General features: G+C 38.8%; 20 protein-coding genes. 5 read left to right on the top strand and 15 right to left on the bottom strand.

Translation table 11 applies throughout. The annotated features are described in order from the left end of the window. Positions 1 to 24: 24 nt before the first annotated feature. Positions 25 to 378, bottom strand: a complete 354-nt coding sequence (locus ACYVM0_RS18565; protein ID WP_460559444.1) for a hypothetical protein — start codon at positions 376 to 378, stop codon at positions 25 to 27. A 178-nt stretch (positions 379 to 556) separates the two neighbouring features. Further along, on the bottom strand, positions 557 to 2080 hold the full coding sequence (gene lysS, locus ACYVM0_RS18560) for a lysine--tRNA ligase (RefSeq protein ID WP_460559442.1): 1524 nt from the start codon (positions 2078 to 2080) through the stop codon (positions 557 to 559). Positions 2081 to 2234: 154 nt separating this feature from the next. On the opposite strand from lysS, the gene ACYVM0_RS18555 reads away from it, so the two are divergent. Beyond that, positions 2235 to 2942 carry a DUF4197 domain-containing protein gene (locus ACYVM0_RS18555; RefSeq protein WP_460559440.1) on the top strand — a complete coding sequence of 236 codons (708 nt, stop codon included), beginning with the start codon at positions 2235 to 2237 and terminating at the stop codon, positions 2940 to 2942. Between the two features lie 38 nt (positions 2943 to 2980). On the opposite strand, the gene ACYVM0_RS18550 is transcribed toward ACYVM0_RS18555, so the two are convergent. From ACYVM0_RS18550 to ACYVM0_RS18535, 4 genes are all read right to left on the bottom strand, one after another. Continuing rightward, positions 2981 to 4024, bottom strand: coding sequence for a patatin-like phospholipase family protein (locus ACYVM0_RS18550; protein ID WP_460559438.1), 1044 nt, complete (start codon positions 4022 to 4024; stop codon positions 2981 to 2983). A gap of 55 nt (positions 4025 to 4079) precedes the next feature. Further along, positions 4080 to 4961: a flavin reductase family protein gene (locus ACYVM0_RS18545; protein ID WP_460559436.1), complete on the bottom strand. Its 882-nt coding sequence runs from the start codon at positions 4959 to 4961 to the stop codon at positions 4080 to 4082. Between the two features lie 26 nt (positions 4962 to 4987). After that, positions 4988 to 5383 (bottom strand): four helix bundle protein, encoded by a 396-nt coding sequence (locus ACYVM0_RS18540; protein ID WP_460559434.1) that lies wholly within the window; start codon positions 5381 to 5383, stop codon positions 4988 to 4990. Between the two features lie 174 nt (positions 5384 to 5557). Then, positions 5558 to 6571, bottom strand: coding sequence for a fumarylacetoacetate hydrolase family protein (locus tag ACYVM0_RS18535; protein WP_460559432.1), 1014 nt, complete (start codon positions 6569 to 6571; stop codon positions 5558 to 5560). A 108-nt stretch (positions 6572 to 6679) separates the two neighbouring features. Here ACYVM0_RS18535 and ACYVM0_RS18530 point away from each other — a divergent pair, with 108 nt between their 5' ends. Further along, positions 6680 to 7354: a sterol desaturase family protein gene (locus tag ACYVM0_RS18530; RefSeq protein WP_460559430.1), complete on the top strand. Its 675-nt coding sequence runs from the start codon at positions 6680 to 6682 to the stop codon at positions 7352 to 7354. Between the two features lie 15 nt (positions 7355 to 7369). Here ACYVM0_RS18530 and ACYVM0_RS18525 read toward each other — a convergent pair whose 3' ends face one another. From ACYVM0_RS18525 to ACYVM0_RS18490, 8 genes are all read right to left on the bottom strand, one after another. Beyond that, complete coding sequence (locus tag ACYVM0_RS18525) at positions 7370 to 8488, bottom strand: GNAT family N-acetyltransferase (protein ID WP_460559428.1); 1119 nt, start codon at positions 8486 to 8488, stop codon at positions 7370 to 7372. A 27-nt stretch (positions 8489 to 8515) separates the two neighbouring features. Next, positions 8516 to 8842 (bottom strand): hypothetical protein, encoded by a 327-nt coding sequence (locus tag ACYVM0_RS18520; RefSeq protein WP_460559426.1) that lies wholly within the window; start codon positions 8840 to 8842, stop codon positions 8516 to 8518. Further along, positions 8835 to 9611, bottom strand: coding sequence for a DUF2400 domain-containing protein (locus ACYVM0_RS18515; RefSeq protein WP_460559424.1), 777 nt, complete (start codon positions 9609 to 9611; stop codon positions 8835 to 8837). Before ACYVM0_RS18515 ends, ACYVM0_RS18520 begins: the two co-directional genes overlap by 8 nt. 143 nt (positions 9612 to 9754) lie before the next feature. Then, positions 9755 to 10894, bottom strand: coding sequence for a trans-sulfuration enzyme family protein (locus ACYVM0_RS18510; protein ID WP_460559422.1), 1140 nt, complete (start codon positions 10892 to 10894; stop codon positions 9755 to 9757). 37 nt (positions 10895 to 10931) lie between these two features. Further along, positions 10932 to 12785, bottom strand: a complete 1854-nt coding sequence (gene asnB / locus ACYVM0_RS18505) for an asparagine synthetase B family protein (protein ID WP_460559420.1) — start codon at positions 12783 to 12785, stop codon at positions 10932 to 10934. Positions 12786 to 12851: 66 nt separating this feature from the next. Then, a complete protein-coding gene (locus tag ACYVM0_RS18500) occupies positions 12852 to 13490 on the bottom strand; it encodes a DUF2911 domain-containing protein (protein WP_460559418.1) in 639 nt (212 codons plus the stop codon). A gap of 13 nt (positions 13491 to 13503) precedes the next feature. Continuing rightward, positions 13504 to 14076, bottom strand: a complete 573-nt coding sequence (locus tag ACYVM0_RS18495; RefSeq protein ID WP_460559416.1) for a DUF2911 domain-containing protein — start codon at positions 14074 to 14076, stop codon at positions 13504 to 13506. A gap of 29 nt (positions 14077 to 14105) precedes the next feature. Then, positions 14106 to 14702, bottom strand: coding sequence for an acyl carrier protein phosphodiesterase (locus ACYVM0_RS18490; RefSeq protein WP_460559414.1), 597 nt, complete (start codon positions 14700 to 14702; stop codon positions 14106 to 14108). A 318-nt stretch (positions 14703 to 15020) separates the two neighbouring features. On the opposite strand from ACYVM0_RS18490, the gene ACYVM0_RS18485 reads away from it, so the two are divergent. Next, positions 15021 to 15470, top strand: coding sequence for a hypothetical protein (locus ACYVM0_RS18485; RefSeq protein ID WP_460559412.1), 450 nt, complete (start codon positions 15021 to 15023; stop codon positions 15468 to 15470). Between the two features lie 63 nt (positions 15471 to 15533). Here ACYVM0_RS18485 and ACYVM0_RS18480 read toward each other — a convergent pair whose 3' ends face one another. After that, positions 15534 to 16883, bottom strand: coding sequence for a M20/M25/M40 family metallo-hydrolase (locus ACYVM0_RS18480; RefSeq protein ID WP_460559410.1), 1350 nt, complete (start codon positions 16881 to 16883; stop codon positions 15534 to 15536). Positions 16884 to 17036: 153 nt separating this feature from the next. On the opposite strand from ACYVM0_RS18480, the gene ACYVM0_RS18475 reads away from it, so the two are divergent. Continuing rightward, entirely contained in the window at positions 17037 to 17660 is a 624-nt protein-coding gene (locus ACYVM0_RS18475; RefSeq protein ID WP_460559408.1) for an LbetaH domain-containing protein, read from the top strand. Between the two features lie 367 nt (positions 17661 to 18027). Then, positions 18028 to 18765 carry a polysaccharide biosynthesis/export family protein gene (locus tag ACYVM0_RS18470; protein ID WP_460559406.1) on the top strand — a complete coding sequence of 246 codons (738 nt, stop codon included), beginning with the start codon at positions 18028 to 18030 and terminating at the stop codon, positions 18763 to 18765. Positions 18766 to 18787: the final 22 nt, after the last annotated feature.

The raw sequence follows: 18787 nt of genomic DNA, 5'->3' as shown, positions 1-18787 counted from the left end.
CGTTTTTATTATATATCAATTGTTTTACTTAGAGGCGTTGCCAATCATAATTGCCGCCATTGCCAGGCCTGCATCTTTTAATGGTTGTGCAAAATTATGATCATTAATAGCAGGCATAAGATGAATGGTAAGAATAAATATAAACAGCATTAAAGCCAGTAAATAACAGGCCACCCTCTTAAATTTATTGATAAGAATGGCAATGCCTGCCAGCAAAAATCCTGCACCTGTAATGTACATCCACATCGACGGATCGCCGGGCATAAAAGAAGGAACGCCCATGCCGCCCTTTCCATATTTAAAATGCAAAAGGCCAAAGGCAATCATAACAAGACCATAAATTATTTCTGCAATTCTTGTTGGAATAATTGGTTTCATTGTGTTTATGTTTTGATTAGAGTAGAAAAATAGTATTTAATAACGGGCTTTGCAAGCGATTCATGCAATTTGTTTTATCACTGTCGTAAATAATCTGATCAACAAAAACGGCATTCATTTCTTTAATTAAAAAGTGAATGCCGTTTAAAAAGTCTGTTCTTTAATAAAAAGGAAAAAATTACTCCATATTCTCTGGCCTCATCATCGGGAAAAATAAAACATCCTGTATAGAGTGTTGATTGGTCAATAACATGGCAATCCTGTCGATACCAAAGCCAATACCACTGGTAGGCGGCATACCATATTCTAATGCACGTAAAAAATCATGGTCGATAAACATCGCTTCATCATCGCCGCGTTCCATCAGTTTTACCTGCTCTTCAAAACGTTCTCTTTGTTCTAACGGATCATTCAATTCGCTGTAAGCATTGGCAATTTCTTTGCCATTACACATCAGCTCAAAACGTTCTACCAATCCGGGTTTGCTGCGGTGTTTTTTTGTAAGCGGGCTCATTTCCACGGGGTAGTCTGTAATAAATGTGGGTTGAATATAATTGCCTTCGCATTTGCTGCCAAAAATTTCATCAATCAATTTTCCCTTGCCCCATTTTTCATCTGCATGAATTTTTAATTCCCTGCAAACATTTCTTATACCTGCTTCATCCATTTCGCTGATGTCGTAACCGGTATATTCTTTAATAGCATCGTACATGGTAATTCTTTTGTACGGCGCTTTAAAATCAATTTCTTTATCGCCTACTAAAACTTTTGTAGCACCATTGGTGGCAAGGGCAGCTTTTTCCAGCATTTGTTCTGTTGTGTCCATCATCCACTCATAGTCTTTGTAGGCCACATAGAATTCCAGTACAGTAAATTCAGGGTTATGGGTGCGGTCCATACCTTCATTGCGAAAGTTGCGGCTGAATTCATATACCCACTCAAAACCACCTACTATCAATCTTTTTAAATACAATTCGTTGGCAATGCGCATATACATAGGTACGTCCAATGCATTATGATGTGTGGTAAAAGGCCTTGCTGCCGCACCGCCGGGTATGCTTTGCAATACAGGCGTATCCACTTCCAGTGCGCCGCGTTCGTTTAAAAATTCTCGAATAGCGTTTACCATTTTGGTGCGTTTGATAAAAGTTTCTTTTACACCAGGATTAACGATCAGGTCGGCATAACGCTGGCGGTACCGGAATTCGGGGTCAGTTACTTCATCAAAAGTTTCACCTTCTTTTTCTCTTACAACCGGCAAAGGTTTTAATGATTTGGAAAGCAAGGTAAATTCTTTTACATGCACCGATGTTTCACCGGTTTTGGTGGTAAATACATATCCTTTAATACCGATGATATCGCCAAGGTCAAGCAGTTTTTTCCAGACTGTCTGAAACATGGTTTTGTCTTCGCCGGGGCAAATATCATCCTGCTTAATGTACAATTGAATTTTTCCTGCAGCATCCTGTATCACGGCAAAATTGGCTTTGCCCATATCCCGTACGCTCATAATGCGGCCAGCCAGGCACACATCAGCAAAGTCAGCTTTATTTTCTTCTCCCTTATAGTTTTCTTTTATATAAACTGAGGTGGCGTTAACGGGATATAATGGTGCCGGATAGGCATCAATACCCAGTTTTTTCAGTTCTGCTAATTTTTCCCTGCGGATGATCTCCTGTTCTGATAAATGTTGTGTGCTCATAATTTGTTTTAAATATACCTGCCGGTTATAACTCCTTCAGGGCGGCAAAGATACTTTATGCAACCCAATCGTCCATATTTGCTGTCTGTGATAGCAGAATAAGTAAACTGGCACTATATTGGTTTACCTTTAAAAAATAAAATTCTAAAATAAAATGAAAAAATTATTACTGGTATTAATGAGCGTGGCAATGTTAAGTGGCTGTGATGTTTTAAGCAAATTGCCCCAGTCAACAGGTCTTGGCGGTATTACCGAAGCAGAGGCAGGGCAGGGAATTAAAGAAGCCTTAAGCCAGGGACTGGCCGGGGCAGTATTAAAACTAAATAAGGAAGATGGTTTTTTTAAAGATGCCTTATATAAGATCTTATTGCCACCTGATGCAAAAAAAGTGGAAAATACCTTACGCAGTCTTGGTTTTAATAGTATGGTGGATAAAGCGATATTACAAATTAACCGTGGTGCAGAAGATGCGGCAGGTTATGCCAAACCCATCTTTGTAAATGCTATTAAGAATATGACTTTACAGGATGCTATCGGCTTAGTAAAAAATGGCGATACCAGTGCTACGCATTTTTTCAGGGAGAAAACTTTGGATCAGCTTACCGCAGCTTTTTTACCGGTGATAAAAACTTCGCTGGATAAAGTAGATGCTACCAGGTACTATGGCGATGTAATTACCAAGTACAATAATTTTCCTACCACTATTAAAAAGATAAATCCCGACCTGGCCAATTTTGTAACCGGAAAAGCAACGGACGCATTATTTGACCTGGTGGCGATAGAAGAAAAAAATATCCGCACCAATATTGCGGCCAGAACAACGGATATTTTAAAGAAAGTATTTGGTCAAAAGTGGAATTAGCCAGGTGAATAGTGAAACGTGAATGGTCAAACATTCACTTAATTTTGTTTTGAAAAGAAATAATTGGCGGCCTTAACGCCGTTATCATAAAGCAGCAGTTTATCCTGCTGCTTTGTTTTTTTTACCCGGGAAGAAATATTGCCCTGGCTTACATAGATCGTTCTGCCTCTTTCATTTTCGAGCCCGGGGTATTTTCTGCTGAGTGTTTCCATCAGCAGGTTAGAAAAAGCAGAAAGGTATTCTGATAATTTATTGATGTCGTAAGCCGGTATTTTAATGCTGTTATTATTGAGTGAGTCTATTTGCTGCGGCCGTTCCAGTTTTATGCCTATAGTTTGTGTGTTGAATTTTAATTTGTCGCAGGTAAGGGGATTGCCGGTATTATTTTCGCAGGTATCAAACATACTGATCGGGTAATTGCATAACATTCCCCCATCCACGTAATAATTTACAAAAGAAGTACTGTCGGTTTTTTTTATTTTGTGTAACTGGTTATCTAATGCCACCGGTTCAAAATATAAGGGTACACCACTGCTGATGCGTACTGCAAGCGCCAGGGGCATAGCAGGAGTATTGGTATAAGAAAAAACTTCCAGCTGTTGTTTGCTAAGGTTGGTGCCTGTGCAATAAAAATCTTTATAAAAAGTATTGTTCAGGTGCAGCTGGTGTAATTGTTCAAACGTTAATTGGGGGTTACCGGTTTTATAAGCCACCAGTTGCTGCAACCATCTTTCAAATGCACCGCCCCGGTAAATACCAAAATCGTTTTTAAATCTTTTGTATTTGCCAACGATGCCCCATTTGCCGTCATTAAATTTCTGTACAGGTAGTTCTATCATCAGGCTGTCAATTTCTTCGGCAGAATAACCAATGCTTACCAGCATACCGGCAATTGCCCCCGCAGAAGAACCGCCCACATTTTCTATATGTTGTAAAATATTTTTTTCTTCCAGCACGCTAAATACACCAGCATAGGCTAATCCACGTACCCCTCCACCCTCCAGCACCAGGTTTTTATAATCATATTTTTTTTGGGCAAAGCAAAACGCAGGAAATAAAAGTACAGCGATTAGTTTTTTCATTTGGTGAAAATAGAAAATTGCTGCTGCAATAAAAGTTAAGGAGCAATTAAATTTCTTAATAATCTGCCAGCAATATCTGCCAGGCTTCTTTTACTTTGCCGGCATCCAGCAACTCTTTTGCATAACGGTGTAATTCCTTATCCATCTCTTCGGGGCTAATGGAGTAGTATTGAATGATGTTTTTAAGTTTGTCATCATTAAATGCAGGATCAACAAAAGGCATCTCGTGTACATTGCCTAACTGGCCTAAATTATTACCACTGAGTATCGGGCTTTTTTTTATTGATGGCGGTAAGGCATCTATGCCAATACCCAATTGTGTATTTGGTTTTTCTACTTTAAATAGATTGTTTGCTTCTACTTTGCAATACCAATCGCCACCAAGCCTGGCCACATGATGTATTTTGGTTTGATCAATTTTTCCATCGGCATTTAAAATGCTTTCATCAATATGCATTACCAGTACTTCTGCAATCACTAAATTTCCTGCGCCACCTTCTGTGCCCAATGGTTTTACTTCGTTTACCCTGCATTCCAGTTTTATTTTGCTCTCTTTTACCATAGGTGGTTTTACAATTGTGGCTGCTTCCATGGTAAAGCCGGCTTTCTCAAATTCATTGATGCCTTTTGCAAATTCGCAACTGGCCAGCGATGTTTGCTGTACCATATCATAATCCACTATATTAATAACCACTTCCGGTACTTCTAAAACATTTTGTAACGTGTGTTTGGTGGTATTGTCTCTCACTCTTCTTGCCGGAGAAAAAATAACGATTGGCGGATTGGAAGAGAATAAGTTGAAAAAACTGAATGGAGATAAATTAATGTTTCCCTGTTTGTCTATTGTTGATGCAAAGCATATCGGCCTAGGGGCAATGGCGTGTTGCAGGTAATTCTGAACGTCGGCTGCGGATAGATCTTTTAATTTTAGTTGCATTGTAATTCTGAGTTACGAGTTGCGGGTTAGTTTTGTTTTTTTGATTGTTGTGCTTTGTTTGCCCTTAAGTATTTCATCATATTCCCGATCTGGCTGCCCAATAACCTTGCAAATTCAATCATATGATCAACTTCTTTGTTGGTAGTATATTTAACTCTGATTGAAAATAGTAAGCAACTTCTCACTTCTCCACATGAACCTTTTGCAATTCTCAGAAATCTCCAAAAATCATTGTTATTACTATACTCAAAACCTTCTGCAATATTATTTGAAACAGATTGTGCTGCTCTTTTTACCTGGTCTTTAAAAGAAAAATCTTTTGCAATTTTGATGTTGTTTTCTGATAATTCATAAACCATTACTCCCAAATCAATTGCTTTTTTCCAAATGTCTAAGTCTTCAAATGATGTTATTGTGGCCACTATTTTAGTTATGGGTTATTTTGTTACGAGTTAAGGGTTGCAATATTGCTCTCTTTTTATAGTTGTGGATTATAAGCCAATGGTTGCCTATAACTTTTACTATCGCTCCGTATTATCCCCAAACAATCAACTAACCCGAAACCCGTCACTCGTAACCCATCACTCGTAATCCTTTTAACCCGTAACTTTCTTCAACGCCAATATCGAAAAATCACTTTCGTCCTTTACAATAGTATTACTTAGTTTTCCCAATCCATCCACTTCCATTTCCACTACGTCGCCTTCCTGCAACCATTGCTCCTGGTAGTTGGGATCATTTAATTTGCCGGTACCATTTAATTCTAAAAAACAACCTGTGCCAACAGTGCCGCTGCCGATAACATCGCCTGCATACAGGTTTACACCATAGCTGGCCCGCTCAATAATTTCTGCAAAGGTCCAGTCCATATCACTTACATTTCCTTCACTTACCTGTATACCATTAACTGAGCACTTCATAGTTAAATTCCAGGCTTTGCCGGTATGGCCTTCTTTACAAGGCACTTCATATTGTTCCAGTTCATCTAAAGTTACCAGCGTTGGGCCTATCACCGTGCTGAAATCTTTTCCTTTTGCAGGGCCAAGGTTCAGCAGCATTTCTTCCATTTGCAAAGTTCTTGCACTCATATCATTCATTATCATCAGCCCGGCAATATAATCATCAGCTTCTTCGGCTTTAATATTTCTTCCGGGTTTACTTATTACAATAGCTACTTCCAGTTCAAAATCAAGTTTTTTAAAATGATCGGGCATGCAAATAATATCGCCGGGCCCCTGGATGCTGTTGTGGTTGGTAAAATAAAAAATCGGGTATTGGTCAAATTCAGGAATCATGTCTGCTTTCCTGTTACGCCTGGCGGCTGCCACATGCTGGCGAAAGGCATAACCATCCCTGCAACTGCTGGGGTGCGGAACGGGAGCCATGATTATTGCGTCTGCGAAAGGTGTACCGAAGGGGGTTCTGCCCGAACCGTCTTTAATACGTTGTTCGGCAGCTTTCGCTATAGGTGCCACATCATCCCAGTAGTTTAAAAACATATTCATACTCACAGGAAGGTCGGGATGAAGAGAATCGGTGTCATATAAAACACCGTTTACTAAAATAGCCAGCTGCGGCTGTTCGTCTTTTAAATAAGTTACTAATTGCATGAAAAAAAAATTATTTCCAAAAATAGATAATTAAATACCGATTAAATTAACAATTGAAGTATTGTTTTTTAAAGTGAAACATTAATTTTGTACCATAAAGAGTATATCATGAAGTTCGAGAAGATTCATAATAAAGGGCAAGCCCGGCTATTTAAGAATCAATATCTTGAATACCTGACAAAAACACACCCTTTAGTTATCTGGGGTTTGTACATTCCCATCATCAGTTTAATGCTTTATTATACCGGTGCAGTAATGCACATTGCTGTTGTACAGATAATAGTAACTTTTTTATGCGGTATGTTTTTCTGGAGTTTTTTTGAATATTGTATTCACCGTTTTGCTTTTCATTTTGTGGCGGAAAGCGAGCGGGCTACAAAATTTGTTTATCTCATACACGGCAATCATCATGAATATCCACGTGACAGGGAGCGTTTATTTATGCCGCCGGTGCCCAGTTTAATTCTTGCGTCGGTAGTTTTTTCGCTGCAGTACCTGGTATTTAGCTTGTTTAATACTACAGGGTATGTGTTTGCATTTTTTCCGGGCTTTATTTTAGGGTATTTAATGTACGGCACCATGCACTATGCTATCCATGCCTGGAACCCTCCTTTTAAATGGATGAAACCTTTATGGCGTAACCATCACCTGCATCATTATAAGAACGACCATATGGGTTTTGGTGTTAGCTCTACGCTATGGGATCATGTTTTTGGTACCATGTTCGATCTGAAAAAAGAAAAAGAAGATAAAGAGAAGGTACAGGAGCTGATGTTTAAATAATTTTACAATAGTTTTTTAAAAAGTATACCGGTAAGTACGGTGTATCTTTTCTAATGTAGCGCCGGTGGCATAGTGTACCGCCAGCATTTTTTCATTAAAATCTCCTACCCAGGCCAGCTCCACTTCTTTAAATGTATTACGGGGCAGTACTTCCTGTTTAAGCAAATAGATCAAAGCGCTTTCGATGCCCTTATTCTGGTAATGTTTTTTTACACCCATTACAATTGCCCTTGCCCTGTCAACCGTTTTAATGTTGCTGTACCACAGGTATTTTAATTTACCCCAAAGATCCAGCCTGCCATTTACGTATTTTAAGATCTGGTTGGTATTGGGCAAACAAAGCACAAAAGCAATGGGTTCGTTATTATAGTAGGCAAACCAAACAATTTTTTCATCCACAATGGGTTTCATTCTTTTAAAGGTATCGGAGATGGAAGCCGAAGTTATTGGTGTAAAGCCTTCAAAATCCTGCCAGGCATCGTTATATATCGCTTTAAAATCTTCTGAAAATTTTTCAAAATCTTTTTTTCTGAAGTGCTTAAAACTATAGCCGGGTTTTTTTACCACCCACTCTGCGATCTTTGTAAAGCGCTCCGGTACCGGTTTTTGCAGGTCAATAACATTGGTCAGCTGATCGTAAGCTTTTTTCCAGCCAAAGTTTTCGAATAATTGCTGGTAATAAGGGGGATTATAGTTCATGCCCATTGATGGTGGCCTGAAGCCCTGTATCAACAAGCCCCACCAGCTATCATTCTCTCCAAAGTTTATAGGGCCTTCAGCAGCCTGCATACCTTTTGATTTAAGCCAGGTTATTGCAGTATTGAATAAAGTATCGGCAGCCTGCTGGTTGTTGATGCACTCAAAAAATCCAATACCACCGGTTGGTGTGCCGGTAGCATTGGCCTTTTCTAAATTTACGAATGCAGCAATACGGCCTACCAGTTTTTTATCATCATATAAAAGCCACCTGGTGCAATAGCCATGCTGAAAAAATGAATTGGTGGCAGGGTTGAATATTTTCCTGATCTCTACATGCAACGGTGCTATAAATGAAGGGTCATCTTTATATAATGTATGCGGAAACCCGATGAACTGATTTTCATCAGCCCCGGTAACTTCTGATATATGGAACATAACTGGATAAATATAGAAAGTACAAAATTACCACTTTTCTTCATTGTCGGCAGCAGAAGGTTTATTGGCGGATTGTTTTTTAAAAGCAGCTTTTTGTTGCAGCCTTTCAATAATAAGCTGTGCAATCACTTTGCCGGCATCTTCGTTCGGGTTATCGATAAGGTGTAATTTTAGTTTGTCCTCATCAACATCAATCTTATAAAGTAAAGCGACCAGGCTTTCAAAATTTTCTTTTATAAGCTGATTGATATGGTCTGCCAGGCGGCCCTGCAGTTCTGCAAACGAGAGTTTTTCCGGCAAAGTAATTGCCAGGGTAGTATTAATATCTTGTATAAGCGCTGTATTTTCAATCATACTTCTCCATTACACCGGTGCCAAATAAAGCAAAATCATATTTTACCGGATCGGCGGCATCTAAAGTTCGTAAATAAGAAGTTAATTCCAAAGCGGCCTGCCAATCAGTTTTGTTGTTTTGTAAAAGATTAAACCTTTTAGCCACTCTTGCCACATGCACATCAATTGGTATTACCAGTTGCGAAGGCGAAATTTTTTTCCAGATACCAAAATCCACACCGGTAGCATTGCTGCGTACCATCCAGCGTAAATACATGTTCAACCTTTTGCAGGATGATTTTTTTTCGGGAGAAGCAATATGTTTTTTTGTTCTTTCTGGTACATCGGGCAGCGAAAAAAAATAATTGTAAAACCCTTTCAGTCCGTTTTCGATGGTAATATCCTTTTTATGTAATCCTTTTGTAAAAGCGCTTTCCAAGGAATTATGGTGTGTATAGTGAAATTGTAAAAACTCAATAAAGTACAACAGGTCGGTGGTATTAAAAGTACGGTGTTTAAAGCCCAGCATTTTTTTTAATCGTTTTATATCCTGCTGCAAACAAAAATCATGCGGAGCATTATCCATCAGCTGCATCAGCTCTTTACTTTTATTGATAATGGTGGTGCGGTTGCCCCAGGCAAAAACAGCGGCAAAGAAACCTGCTATCTCTATATCCTGTTTTTTAGTAAACTGGTGCGGAATACAAATAGGGTCCAGCGAAATAAAAGAAGGTTGATTGTAAAAATCAACCTTACTATCTAAAAATGCTTTCAAATTATTTTCAATCATCGTAAGCAACTACATTGTAGTTTTTTGTTGCCACAAATACCACTAATTTTCACTAATAAAAAACATTTGTGTCAATGTATGTAACCAGCCTGCCGGCAGGTACCTGGCAAACCTTAATTCACGCAATGAATTTAAAAATCAGTTTAACCAATAGCTTTATCCAGGTCTTCTATTAAATCATCTGCATCTTCAATACCCACACTCAGCCTTATCAATCCATCACTCAAACCATTTTTAATTCTTTCTTCACGTGGTATGCTGGCATGCGTCATGCTTGCAGGGTGATTGATCAGGCTTTCCACGCCTCCCAAACTTTCAGCTAATGAAAATAAATGCGTTGATGATAATACTCTTTTTACTTCAGCTTCGCTGTCATTCTTCAATTCAAAACTTATCATGCCACCAAAGCCATGCATTTGCTTTTTTGCAATGGCATAACCTGCATTGTCTTCAAAACCCGGCCAATATACTTTAGCCACTTTTGCATGATTGCGTAACCAATGGGCAATTTTTTCACCATTCTCACAATGTGCCTTCATACGCACACCTAAAGTCTTTATGCCTCTTAAAACCAAAAAGCAATCCTGCGGACCGGGTACAGCACCGCAACTTTTTTGAATGAAGTATAATTTTTCTCTCAGCTCTTTATCATTCATCATTAAGCAGCCTTGAATCACATCACTATGGCCGCCTAAATATTTGGTGGCACTATGCATTACAATATCGGCACCAAGGTCTAATGGATTTTGCAAATAGGGTGATGCAAAAGTATTATCTACACAAAGCCAGGCACCGGCCTGTTTTGCAATAGCAGCCATTGCTTCGATATCAGTGATATTCATCAATGGATTGGTAGGCGTTTCCACCCATATCAATTTGGTATTGGCTGTTACTGCTGCTTTAACGTTTGCAGGGTTGGTGGTGTCAACATAAATAAATTTAATGTTATAACGCTCCCACACTTTGGTAAACAACCTGTAGCTGCCGCCATACATATCATTGGCAGCAATAACTTCATCGCCGGGGTTTAATAATTTAATTACGCTGTCAGTAGCCGCAACACCGCTGCTGAAAGCCAGTGCATATTTACCATTTTCAATAATGGCATATGCATCTTCCAGGGCCTTACGGGTGGGGTTTTGGCTACGGGCATATTCATACCCTTTATTTACTCCCGGTGCTTCCTGTACATAAGTTGAGGTTTGATAGATCGGCGTCATAATTGCTCCTGTGCTGGGATCTGGCTCGGCGCCGGCATGTATTAATTTTGTGGCAAGTTTCATATAATAATTTTTTGAAAAAATCAGACTGCAAAGATGGCTAAATTATCTGAGCGGCACATAAATATCTCCAATCAAAATTATTACCGGCATGCGCTGATTTAGGAGTGATACTTTTTTGCAAAACACTTTGCCGCAATATTTTTGAGCCTACCAGTTTCTTTTTTGCTTCGTAGATGTAGTCCTGCAAGGTTTTATTTTCCATCCACAATTGTTGCGGAGGTTCATAACCTACTTTATCTTTTCGCCATACAATTTCACCAGGTAATTTCTTATCCATTGCTTTGCGCAACAGCCATTTTGTCCAGCCATCATGAATTTTAAAAGCAGAAGGCAGCGAAAAAATAAATTCTACCAGCTTATGATCTAAAAAAGGCAACCGCACTTCACGTCCATGGGCCATACTGTTGCGATCGGCATAGCGCAATAATTCTTCCAGCCCGGCTTCGATGGTATTAAAATGTAAAATATCGTTTAATTTGGTCACTACCGGTTTGTGAATACCTTCCCATTCTTTTCCCCGTTGCAATCTTAAAAAATCAGGATTGATATCGGGCTGATGAATAGTTTTAAGATACTCGTTTTTTTCCAGTTGCATGGCGGCATGCATAGGGAGGTAAGCAGCAAAATAATTTTTAATACTCCAATTAAAAGCGATATTATTTTTATGCAGTGCTTTCTTTTCTCTTTGGGTGGCCCCCAGTTTGTTCCTGCTTAATACTTCCTGCAAAAACCATTGAATGTATTTGTGATAACCCGCCAGCGTTTCATCGGCACCCTGGCCATCAAGCAATACAGTTACCTGTTGTTGTTTGGCCAGTTCAAATACTTTGTACTGTGCATAAATGCTGCCCGATTGAAAAGGTTCTTCCTGGTGATAGCACAGCTTTTCAAAATCTTTGATTAATCCATCTGCTGCCGGTTGCGTGGTAAAATTCGGCACATTCAATTCGTTACACAACAGGTTGATGTAAGAAGATTCATCTTTTTCAAATCCCGGAAAAATGGCTGAAAAGGTTTTTATTTCACCAGGTTTACATTTCAATTCCAGCATGGTTGATAAAATGGAAGAACTGTCCAGGCCGCCACTTAAACTGGTGCCCAAAGTTACATCGCTTCGCAGGCGCCTGCTTACCGAGGTGCTGAATAACTGGTTGAACTTTTCTATTGCATCAGCTGCATTTATATCAATGCATATTTCCTTGTCAATACGCCAGTATTTTTTTACAGTAAGCTTTTTATGTTGCGGCTGGTATACAAGAAAATGTGCAGGAGGCAGCGAATAAATATCTTTAAAAAAAGTTTGTTCTTTATCTGCTGAATTTTGAACGTGGCCAAGAGCAATATAATTGAGCAGCATTTTCTCCTCTATTATTTTTTCCACGCCAACCGACCATAAAGCTTTTATTTCACTGGCAAAAAACAAGTAGCGCTCGTTTTCATAATAGTAAAAGGGCTTTTCGCCAAAGCGGTCCCTGGCTGCAAAAAGTTGTTCTTCTTTTTCATCCCATATAGCAAAGGCAAACATGCCATCAAAATGTTTCAGGCAATCTTCTTTCCAAAAATCATAAGCGGCAGCAATTACTTCTGTATCTGATTTTGAACGAAAAGAATATCCATGTTCTGCCAATTCTTCTTTTAATTCGATATAGTTATAAATTTCTCCATTATGAACAATGGTATAACGGGCAGCATATTGCATGGGCTGTGCAGCCGCATCACTCAGATCGATGATAGACAGGCGCCGGTGGCCCAGCAGTACAGTACCTGTTTCATTTTTCCATATGCCTTCGCCATCGGGGCCGCGGTGTACAATTGACCGGGTCATTTTTTTTAAATGAACCTCAGGTATTATTTCAGATGAAGTAGCCAGTATTCCTGCAATGCCGCACATATTGTAAATATCAATAAAAATATTGAGGGCAGGCGCAGGCCGGATAATAAATATTTCTGCTACTGATTAAAATGAAATGGGTAAAGTTGCTTTTACATTATCCCATGCCATAATTAAATTGGCACCCGTTGGTGATTGTTGAAATACCATGGTGAAATATTCAACAGGACGGTCTGTTTTTTCTGCCGGTATTTCTACATGGGCAATATCCTTTGTGGTATCTGTATGTAAGCCCCATGAAAAAAGATTGCTGTTAAAAACAATTATCCATTTATCGGCATAAGGAATACAGTAAATGATGTACCTGCCTTTTGCAATTTTTTTATCAGTAATGGTTACAGGTTTAAAAAATTCAATTTCGGTAGCTTCATTAGCACCCAGGCGCCAGTAAGTACCATATTGCTGTACGTATTTTGGGGGCGATTCATTGCCAAAAATAGTTCTGCCGTTTTTTTGGGGCCTGCTGTAAATTACCCTGGCTATTAAGGCAGAGGAGTCGTTGCCGCTCATTAATTGAGTAGGATAATTTACAGGGTAATAACTGATATCCATTGGTGATTTATCAACCGCCGCATATGGATTAACAGGTTCTATCACCGGTTTTTGAAGTTCGGGAGGATTGCTGCTGTTAATAGAAGTACAGGACAGTAAGATACATGCCACAGTAATTATACCTGACCAATAAACGGCTTTATTTTTTTGCATAGCGATCGTGAAGTTAAAAAACTATTGGCAGACTTACTTTTACATCGTCCCAGGCAATAAGTAAAGAGGCTCCGGTTGCAGCTTTTTCAAATGCCATTACAAAGGCTTCATTAATTTCTGTTGATTTTTGAACAGGCACATCAATTCTCACCAGGTCTTTTTTTACATCGTATTTAAAGGAGCCCCAGGTGTCATTTTCTTTATTAACAATGATGGTCCATTTATCGGCATACGGGATGCAGTACAAAGTGTAACGGCCTTTTTTAATTTTAGTATTGCTGATCTTTACGTTTTGATAAAATTCAATTTCAGTAGCTTCATTGGCACCCAGGCGCCACACTTTGCCATACTCCAGTAAATCGCCAAATATGGTTCTGCCGTTTTTTTGAGGCCTGCTGTAAATTACTCTTGCTACCAAAGGCTCATTGGCCTTGTCCTGGATTTTTAATACCGGGTAACCATTGGGATAGTAGCTCATATCCATAGGAGACTTATCAACCGGTGGAAATTTGGTTTGGGCAGTTACATCAACCGCCAACAGGGAATATGTAATGAAGGTGACCAGAACAAGAACTAATTTTTTCATACCTGTATTTTTTTTCAAAGATAAATCAATCATGTATTTAACAATTGTTGTAAATGATGTGCGGCAAACCTTTTTATGTCAGGATAAAAATCATGGTACAACAGTTTCATCACTTCATAATGTTCATTAAAAATTTCAAAGGCAATGGCACTTTCAGTCAGGTACCTCGAACGCCTTACCAGGCCGGCAAAACTTTTTTCAATACCAGTCCTGCTTTTATAGTTGAATAACCAGTCGTATTGCTTCATATAAGGCAGTATTTTCTGAAAACCTTCCGGCAGCACTGCAAAATTATCATCAAGTATGGTATACGTTGTTAAAGCAAACTGTTTTAAAGCGTCATCCGTTGAAAATATACCGGTATCATTGGCTAAAAAATGATCGTACACCACATCAGTAAAAGCCCCGGCATATAAACGGTATTGCGGTTTAAAAAAAAGTTTCAGTTGCTGTGTTACCGCATGGGTATCTGTAAAATTATCAATAGCCCTGTGCAGCATAATGCCTTTGTGTATTGCTACGGCATAATCAAATTGTTTTTTCCCTTTCACAAAATCGCTGATCATATTGCCCACTACAATCGGCGGTTGATTAAAAGAAAGATGAGCATGGGCCAGAAAATTCATATTGATTACTTAAGTACTAAAGATAGTTTTTAAAAATGCATCATCAGTTCTGAAAACCACATTTACTTTTTAACAGAACCAAAACAAGTTTTAAGATATTATTAAGAAAAAAGCGCAATGCCTTTACCACAAAGGGTTTCATTGCATAAGATGATTTGTATGAAAACTTGCTCCTTACCGCTTATACAGGGTTTAACATTGTTTAACGTTACTGGTAAAGAAGTACTTTAATAAAGAGCAAAGCCTGATTACTTTTGTTTTATCATTAACCACTGCCAGCCATGAAGGCAGTTATTTAAACCAAAAAAAAGTATAGTTATGAAAAAGTTAAGAACAATTTTTGCTGCTGCAGCATTGCTGCTGGCAACTAGCTCTTTTGCCACATCAGGTCCCGAAAAAGTATCTCAACAGGTAAAAGCAGCATTTGAAAAAAATTTTACCGGTGCAGTAAATGTTAACTGGGAAAAAAGTGAGAGTTTTTATTTTGCCTATTTTGAATTGAACTCAAAAGCAGTATCAGCTGCTTACAACGAAAATGGCGAACTGGTAGGTACTTCCCGTGTAATTACCAGCGCACAGTTGCCACTGAATGTTTCTTTGTCTCTTGCAAGTAAGTATAGTGACTATACACTTGCAAAAACCGCAACAGAATTAACATTTGACGGGCAAACCAGTTATTACATTACTGCCGAAAACAATAAGCAGGTTGTAAGATTTAAATGCAGCAGTAATGGTGATGTTACTGTAGAAAATAAAACTAAAAAATAGTTTGTTAGGGTTTTGGGCTATTAAGACCTCCGTAATGCGGGGGTCTTATTTTTTTTATAAGATTTACCGGTTAGATACTGCCGGCACTACCGGTAAACTCTCGTTGCCACTTTCATTTACAGTTTGTACCGCAAAAAAATAATTGTCTTTGCTGTAGGGTAATTTTATGGTTGTTTCTGTGGTAAATATTTTCTTTTGCCATACTGCACTGGTGGTTTCCCTTATTAAAATATAGTAGCCTTTTACTTTGCCAACCTGTGGCTTGTTCCAAAAAAGATAGGTAGAGTTGCCCAACCTTTTCACATCCATTTTTACAGAGTCGGGCATTGATGGCGCTTTGGCAAGATTGGCCAGGTTGGCCAGGTTCATGGCGGTGTTTTTTCTCAGGTACTCATAATCAATATGCTCTTCCAGGTCGCCGTAGGCAATGTTATTTTCTGTTCTTATATTCTGGTGTTGCCGGGTATAGTTTTCGTTCATTTCAGTAATTCTTACTGCGGCAAAGCCACGTTGTACGTAAGGGGTGTGATCGCCTCCGCGTAAAAAGCGATCATTGCGATAGATCATCACCACCTGCAGGTTGTCTACATATCTTTCCCCAATTTCTTTTACATAACGGGCCAGCTGGCGTGATTTGCCATCATTCTCCAACCCAAGTGTTCTTATGTTTACAGCATTTTTTTCTGTTTCAAATGCAGGAAGACCTTCACTGAATACCCTTATCCTGGTGTTGTCGATAATATTTGTTTCATTACTATTATTGCTGCCCATGATATCATTATTTAAAACCGCTTCAATATTCCAGTTTTCCCGTTTTGCTTTTTCGCTCATAAAACCGGCGCCCAGTAATCCTTGTTCTTCGCCACTTACAGCTACAAAAATTATAGTGGCCGGAAAAGCATACCTGCTCATTACCCTTGCACATTCAATAACTGCAGCCGTTCCGCTGCCATCATCGTTTGCGCCCGGCGCATCACCAATACTATCGGTAGGGCTGCTACGCATATTATCCAGGTGGCCACTGATTAAAAAAATCCGCTTATCCTCAGGGTCGGTGCCTTTAAGTACTGCTACCACATTACCCAATATTATTTTCCTGTCTACTCTTTTACCATCCGGTGGCAGGGTAGTGGTGTCAATAAAACAGGTTAGCCTTCCAGCTGATTGTTTAGCGGCCTCCTGAAATTTATGTAATACCCAATTCCTGGCAGCACCAATACCCCTTGCCGGATTACCCTGATTGCTTAAAGTGTTTCGGGTGCCAAAAGAAACCAGGGTTTTAATAGTGGCTTGCAGCGAATCGGGGGATACCTGTTTTACCATTTGTTCAATCTCCGGATCTCTCTGAATAATGGTTTGAGCGAACAATGTTGTATAGCAAAGAAAAAGCAGTGTAAAGGAAAATAGCTTCATAAAATAAATTGTGAACTAAAAATACAATTAAAGGTAAAGCAGCGTTTAAGTTTTTTAGTGAATGAGTATAAGCCATAATGTAATAATAGTATATTTGATAACAGGAGTTTTATAAATAACGAACTAACTGTTTAAAACAGCTGCATTGATTGTATGATACAAAACAAAACAGATTACTTTTTTTATAAAGAAGCGGACAGAATTATTTCGGGGCGGCCGGTTAAAACCCTGGCTACCCGTTTGAAGGGTATTTTTAACCCCGACCATATTGGAAAGTTCCTGGTTCTTTTAAGAACAACAGAATATCATCTTAACTGCAGTTCGGGCATATTGGGTAAATTAAAAGCCAACTACTATAAATACAGGCTTTATAAAATCAGCCTTAAGCTGGGCTTTAGCATTCCGCCCAATGTGTTTGGGCCTGGCTTAACTATCCCTCACTATGGTACAATAGTTATTAATAAACTGGCAAAGGTGGGTGCCAATTGTGTGTTGCATACTTCTACCTGTATTAATGTAAAACAGCGGGTTAACTTAGGCGATAATACTTATATTTCCACAGGGGTAATTATAGCCGGCAATGTAGATACCGGGGATAGTGTTACTATCAGCGCCAACTCTTTTGTAAACAAAAGTATTGAAGGAAATAATTTGTTGGTGGGTGGTTCCCCTGCAAAAATTATAAAAGAAAGGAAAGCCTGGTACCTTGAAGATGGAAAGGAATACGAAGAACGTATCAATATTATCAACGAGCTAAAGCGCACCCTGTACAAATAATAAAACAATAGCCAAAAGTCTTTACTGTATTGAATTGTAGTGTATTACCTGTTGTACATCTCTGCCGGCCGGTTTAATTATAATCCACCGCAACGGATAAGAGTACACCATTACCCTGATGTAAAAACTTTCGAATTAAATTTTTGCTTAATGTGAAATAAAAAATATGCCGGTAACAATAATTTTATTTTGATATTATTTTTTTTGTAGTACATTTACAACCTGAAACAGACCACCTAGTAGTCTATCAGCTTACCTTAATTGAGATTCGCCATCCGTGCCAAAACCACTATCGTTCAATATTTCGTGCTAAAGCCACGTCCCCCCAGGTCAATATTTGTAAGTATTAACTCTAAAATCACGCAATATGGGAACTAGATTTCTGTTGTTCGCTTCTGTTATTTGTTTAATGTTTTGTGCATCCTGTACCACGCCCAATAAAATAGCATATTTTCAAAATGCTAAGGATACTACCTACAGACAAGCGCTTGGAACAATCGACGCCCCGTTTCAAAAAAATGATCTTTTAGAGATAGCCATTACCAGCCGTAGCAAGGATGCTTCTGCTGATTACAATAAATCTGAGCCTAAAGGGTACCTGGTTAGCAAGGAGGGAAATATAGAAATACCTATGTTGGGCAGTATTAAAGCTGAAGGGTTAACAAAAAAGGAACTTAAAGATAAGATAACAAAGATCATTTTAGATAAGCAGGTGCTTGTAGACCCGCAGGTGGAAATACGGTACCTGAATTTTGAAGTAACAGTACTTGGCGAGGTTAGCCACCCAACAGTAATAAATGTGCCCAGTGAGCAAATTACTTTGGTTAAAGCATTAGGCCTTGCAGGAGATATGACCATCTATGGCAAGAGAGATAACGTTTTATTGGTGAGAGAAGAAGATGGGGTAAGAAAAACAAGGCGTATTAACCTGAATTCAAGTGATTTTTTAAACTCTGAATATTATTATTTAAAGCCTAACGACCTGATATACGTGGAGCCTAATAAAACTAAAGTAGCGGTTAACGGAAGAGGCCAGCAAGCCATCCCATTAATTTTCAGCAGTATTTCAATTCTGTTTTTAGTTTTCGATAAAATAATAAAGTAAAAAAAGAATAACAAGAACCTTA

It is taken from the genome of Ferruginibacter profundus (assembly GCF_054783275.1).
This window is presented reverse-complemented; position numbering and strand designations above follow the sequence as displayed.

Excerpts from the sequence above, each read along its gene's own strand:
- ACYVM0_RS18565 (WP_460559444.1), bottom strand. The coding sequence starts at position 378 with ATGAAACCAATTATTCCAACAAGAATTGCAGAAATAATTTATGGTCTT.
- lysS (WP_460559442.1), bottom strand. The coding sequence starts at position 2,080 with ATGAGCACACAACATTTATCAGAACAGGAGATCATCCGCAGGGAAAAA.
- ACYVM0_RS18555 (WP_460559440.1), top strand. The coding sequence starts at position 2,235 with ATGAAAAAATTATTACTGGTATTAATGAGCGTGGCAATGTTAAGTGGC.
- ACYVM0_RS18550 (WP_460559438.1), bottom strand. The coding sequence starts at position 4,024 with ATGAAAAAACTAATCGCTGTACTTTTATTTCCTGCGTTTTGCTTTGCC.
- ACYVM0_RS18545 (WP_460559436.1), bottom strand. The coding sequence starts at position 4,961 with ATGCAACTAAAATTAAAAGATCTATCCGCAGCCGACGTTCAGAATTAC.
- ACYVM0_RS18535 (WP_460559432.1), bottom strand. The coding sequence starts at position 6,571 with ATGCAATTAGTAACTTATTTAAAAGACGAACAGCCGCAGCTGGCTATT.
- ACYVM0_RS18530 (WP_460559430.1), top strand. The coding sequence starts at position 6,680 with ATGAAGTTCGAGAAGATTCATAATAAAGGGCAAGCCCGGCTATTTAAG.
- ACYVM0_RS18525 (WP_460559428.1), bottom strand. The coding sequence starts at position 8,488 with ATGTTCCATATATCAGAAGTTACCGGGGCTGATGAAAATCAGTTCATC.
- ACYVM0_RS18520 (WP_460559426.1), bottom strand. The coding sequence starts at position 8,842 with ATGATTGAAAATACAGCGCTTATACAAGATATTAATACTACCCTGGCA.
- ACYVM0_RS18515 (WP_460559424.1), bottom strand. The coding sequence starts at position 9,611 with ATGATTGAAAATAATTTGAAAGCATTTTTAGATAGTAAGGTTGATTTT.
- ACYVM0_RS18510 (WP_460559422.1), bottom strand. The coding sequence starts at position 10,894 with ATGAAACTTGCCACAAAATTAATACATGCCGGCGCCGAGCCAGATCCC.
- asnB (WP_460559420.1), bottom strand. The coding sequence starts at position 12,785 with ATGTGCGGCATTGCAGGAATACTGGCTACTTCATCTGAAATAATACCT.
- ACYVM0_RS18500 (WP_460559418.1), bottom strand. The coding sequence starts at position 13,490 with ATGCAAAAAAATAAAGCCGTTTATTGGTCAGGTATAATTACTGTGGCA.
- ACYVM0_RS18495 (WP_460559416.1), bottom strand. The coding sequence starts at position 14,076 with ATGAAAAAATTAGTTCTTGTTCTGGTCACCTTCATTACATATTCCCTG.
- ACYVM0_RS18490 (WP_460559414.1), bottom strand. The coding sequence starts at position 14,702 with ATGAATTTTCTGGCCCATGCTCATCTTTCTTTTAATCAACCGCCGATT.
- ACYVM0_RS18485 (WP_460559412.1), top strand. The coding sequence starts at position 15,021 with ATGAAAAAGTTAAGAACAATTTTTGCTGCTGCAGCATTGCTGCTGGCA.
- ACYVM0_RS18480 (WP_460559410.1), bottom strand. The coding sequence starts at position 16,883 with ATGAAGCTATTTTCCTTTACACTGCTTTTTCTTTGCTATACAACATTG.
- ACYVM0_RS18475 (WP_460559408.1), top strand. The coding sequence starts at position 17,037 with ATGATACAAAACAAAACAGATTACTTTTTTTATAAAGAAGCGGACAGA.
- ACYVM0_RS18470 (WP_460559406.1), top strand. The coding sequence starts at position 18,028 with ATGGGAACTAGATTTCTGTTGTTCGCTTCTGTTATTTGTTTAATGTTT.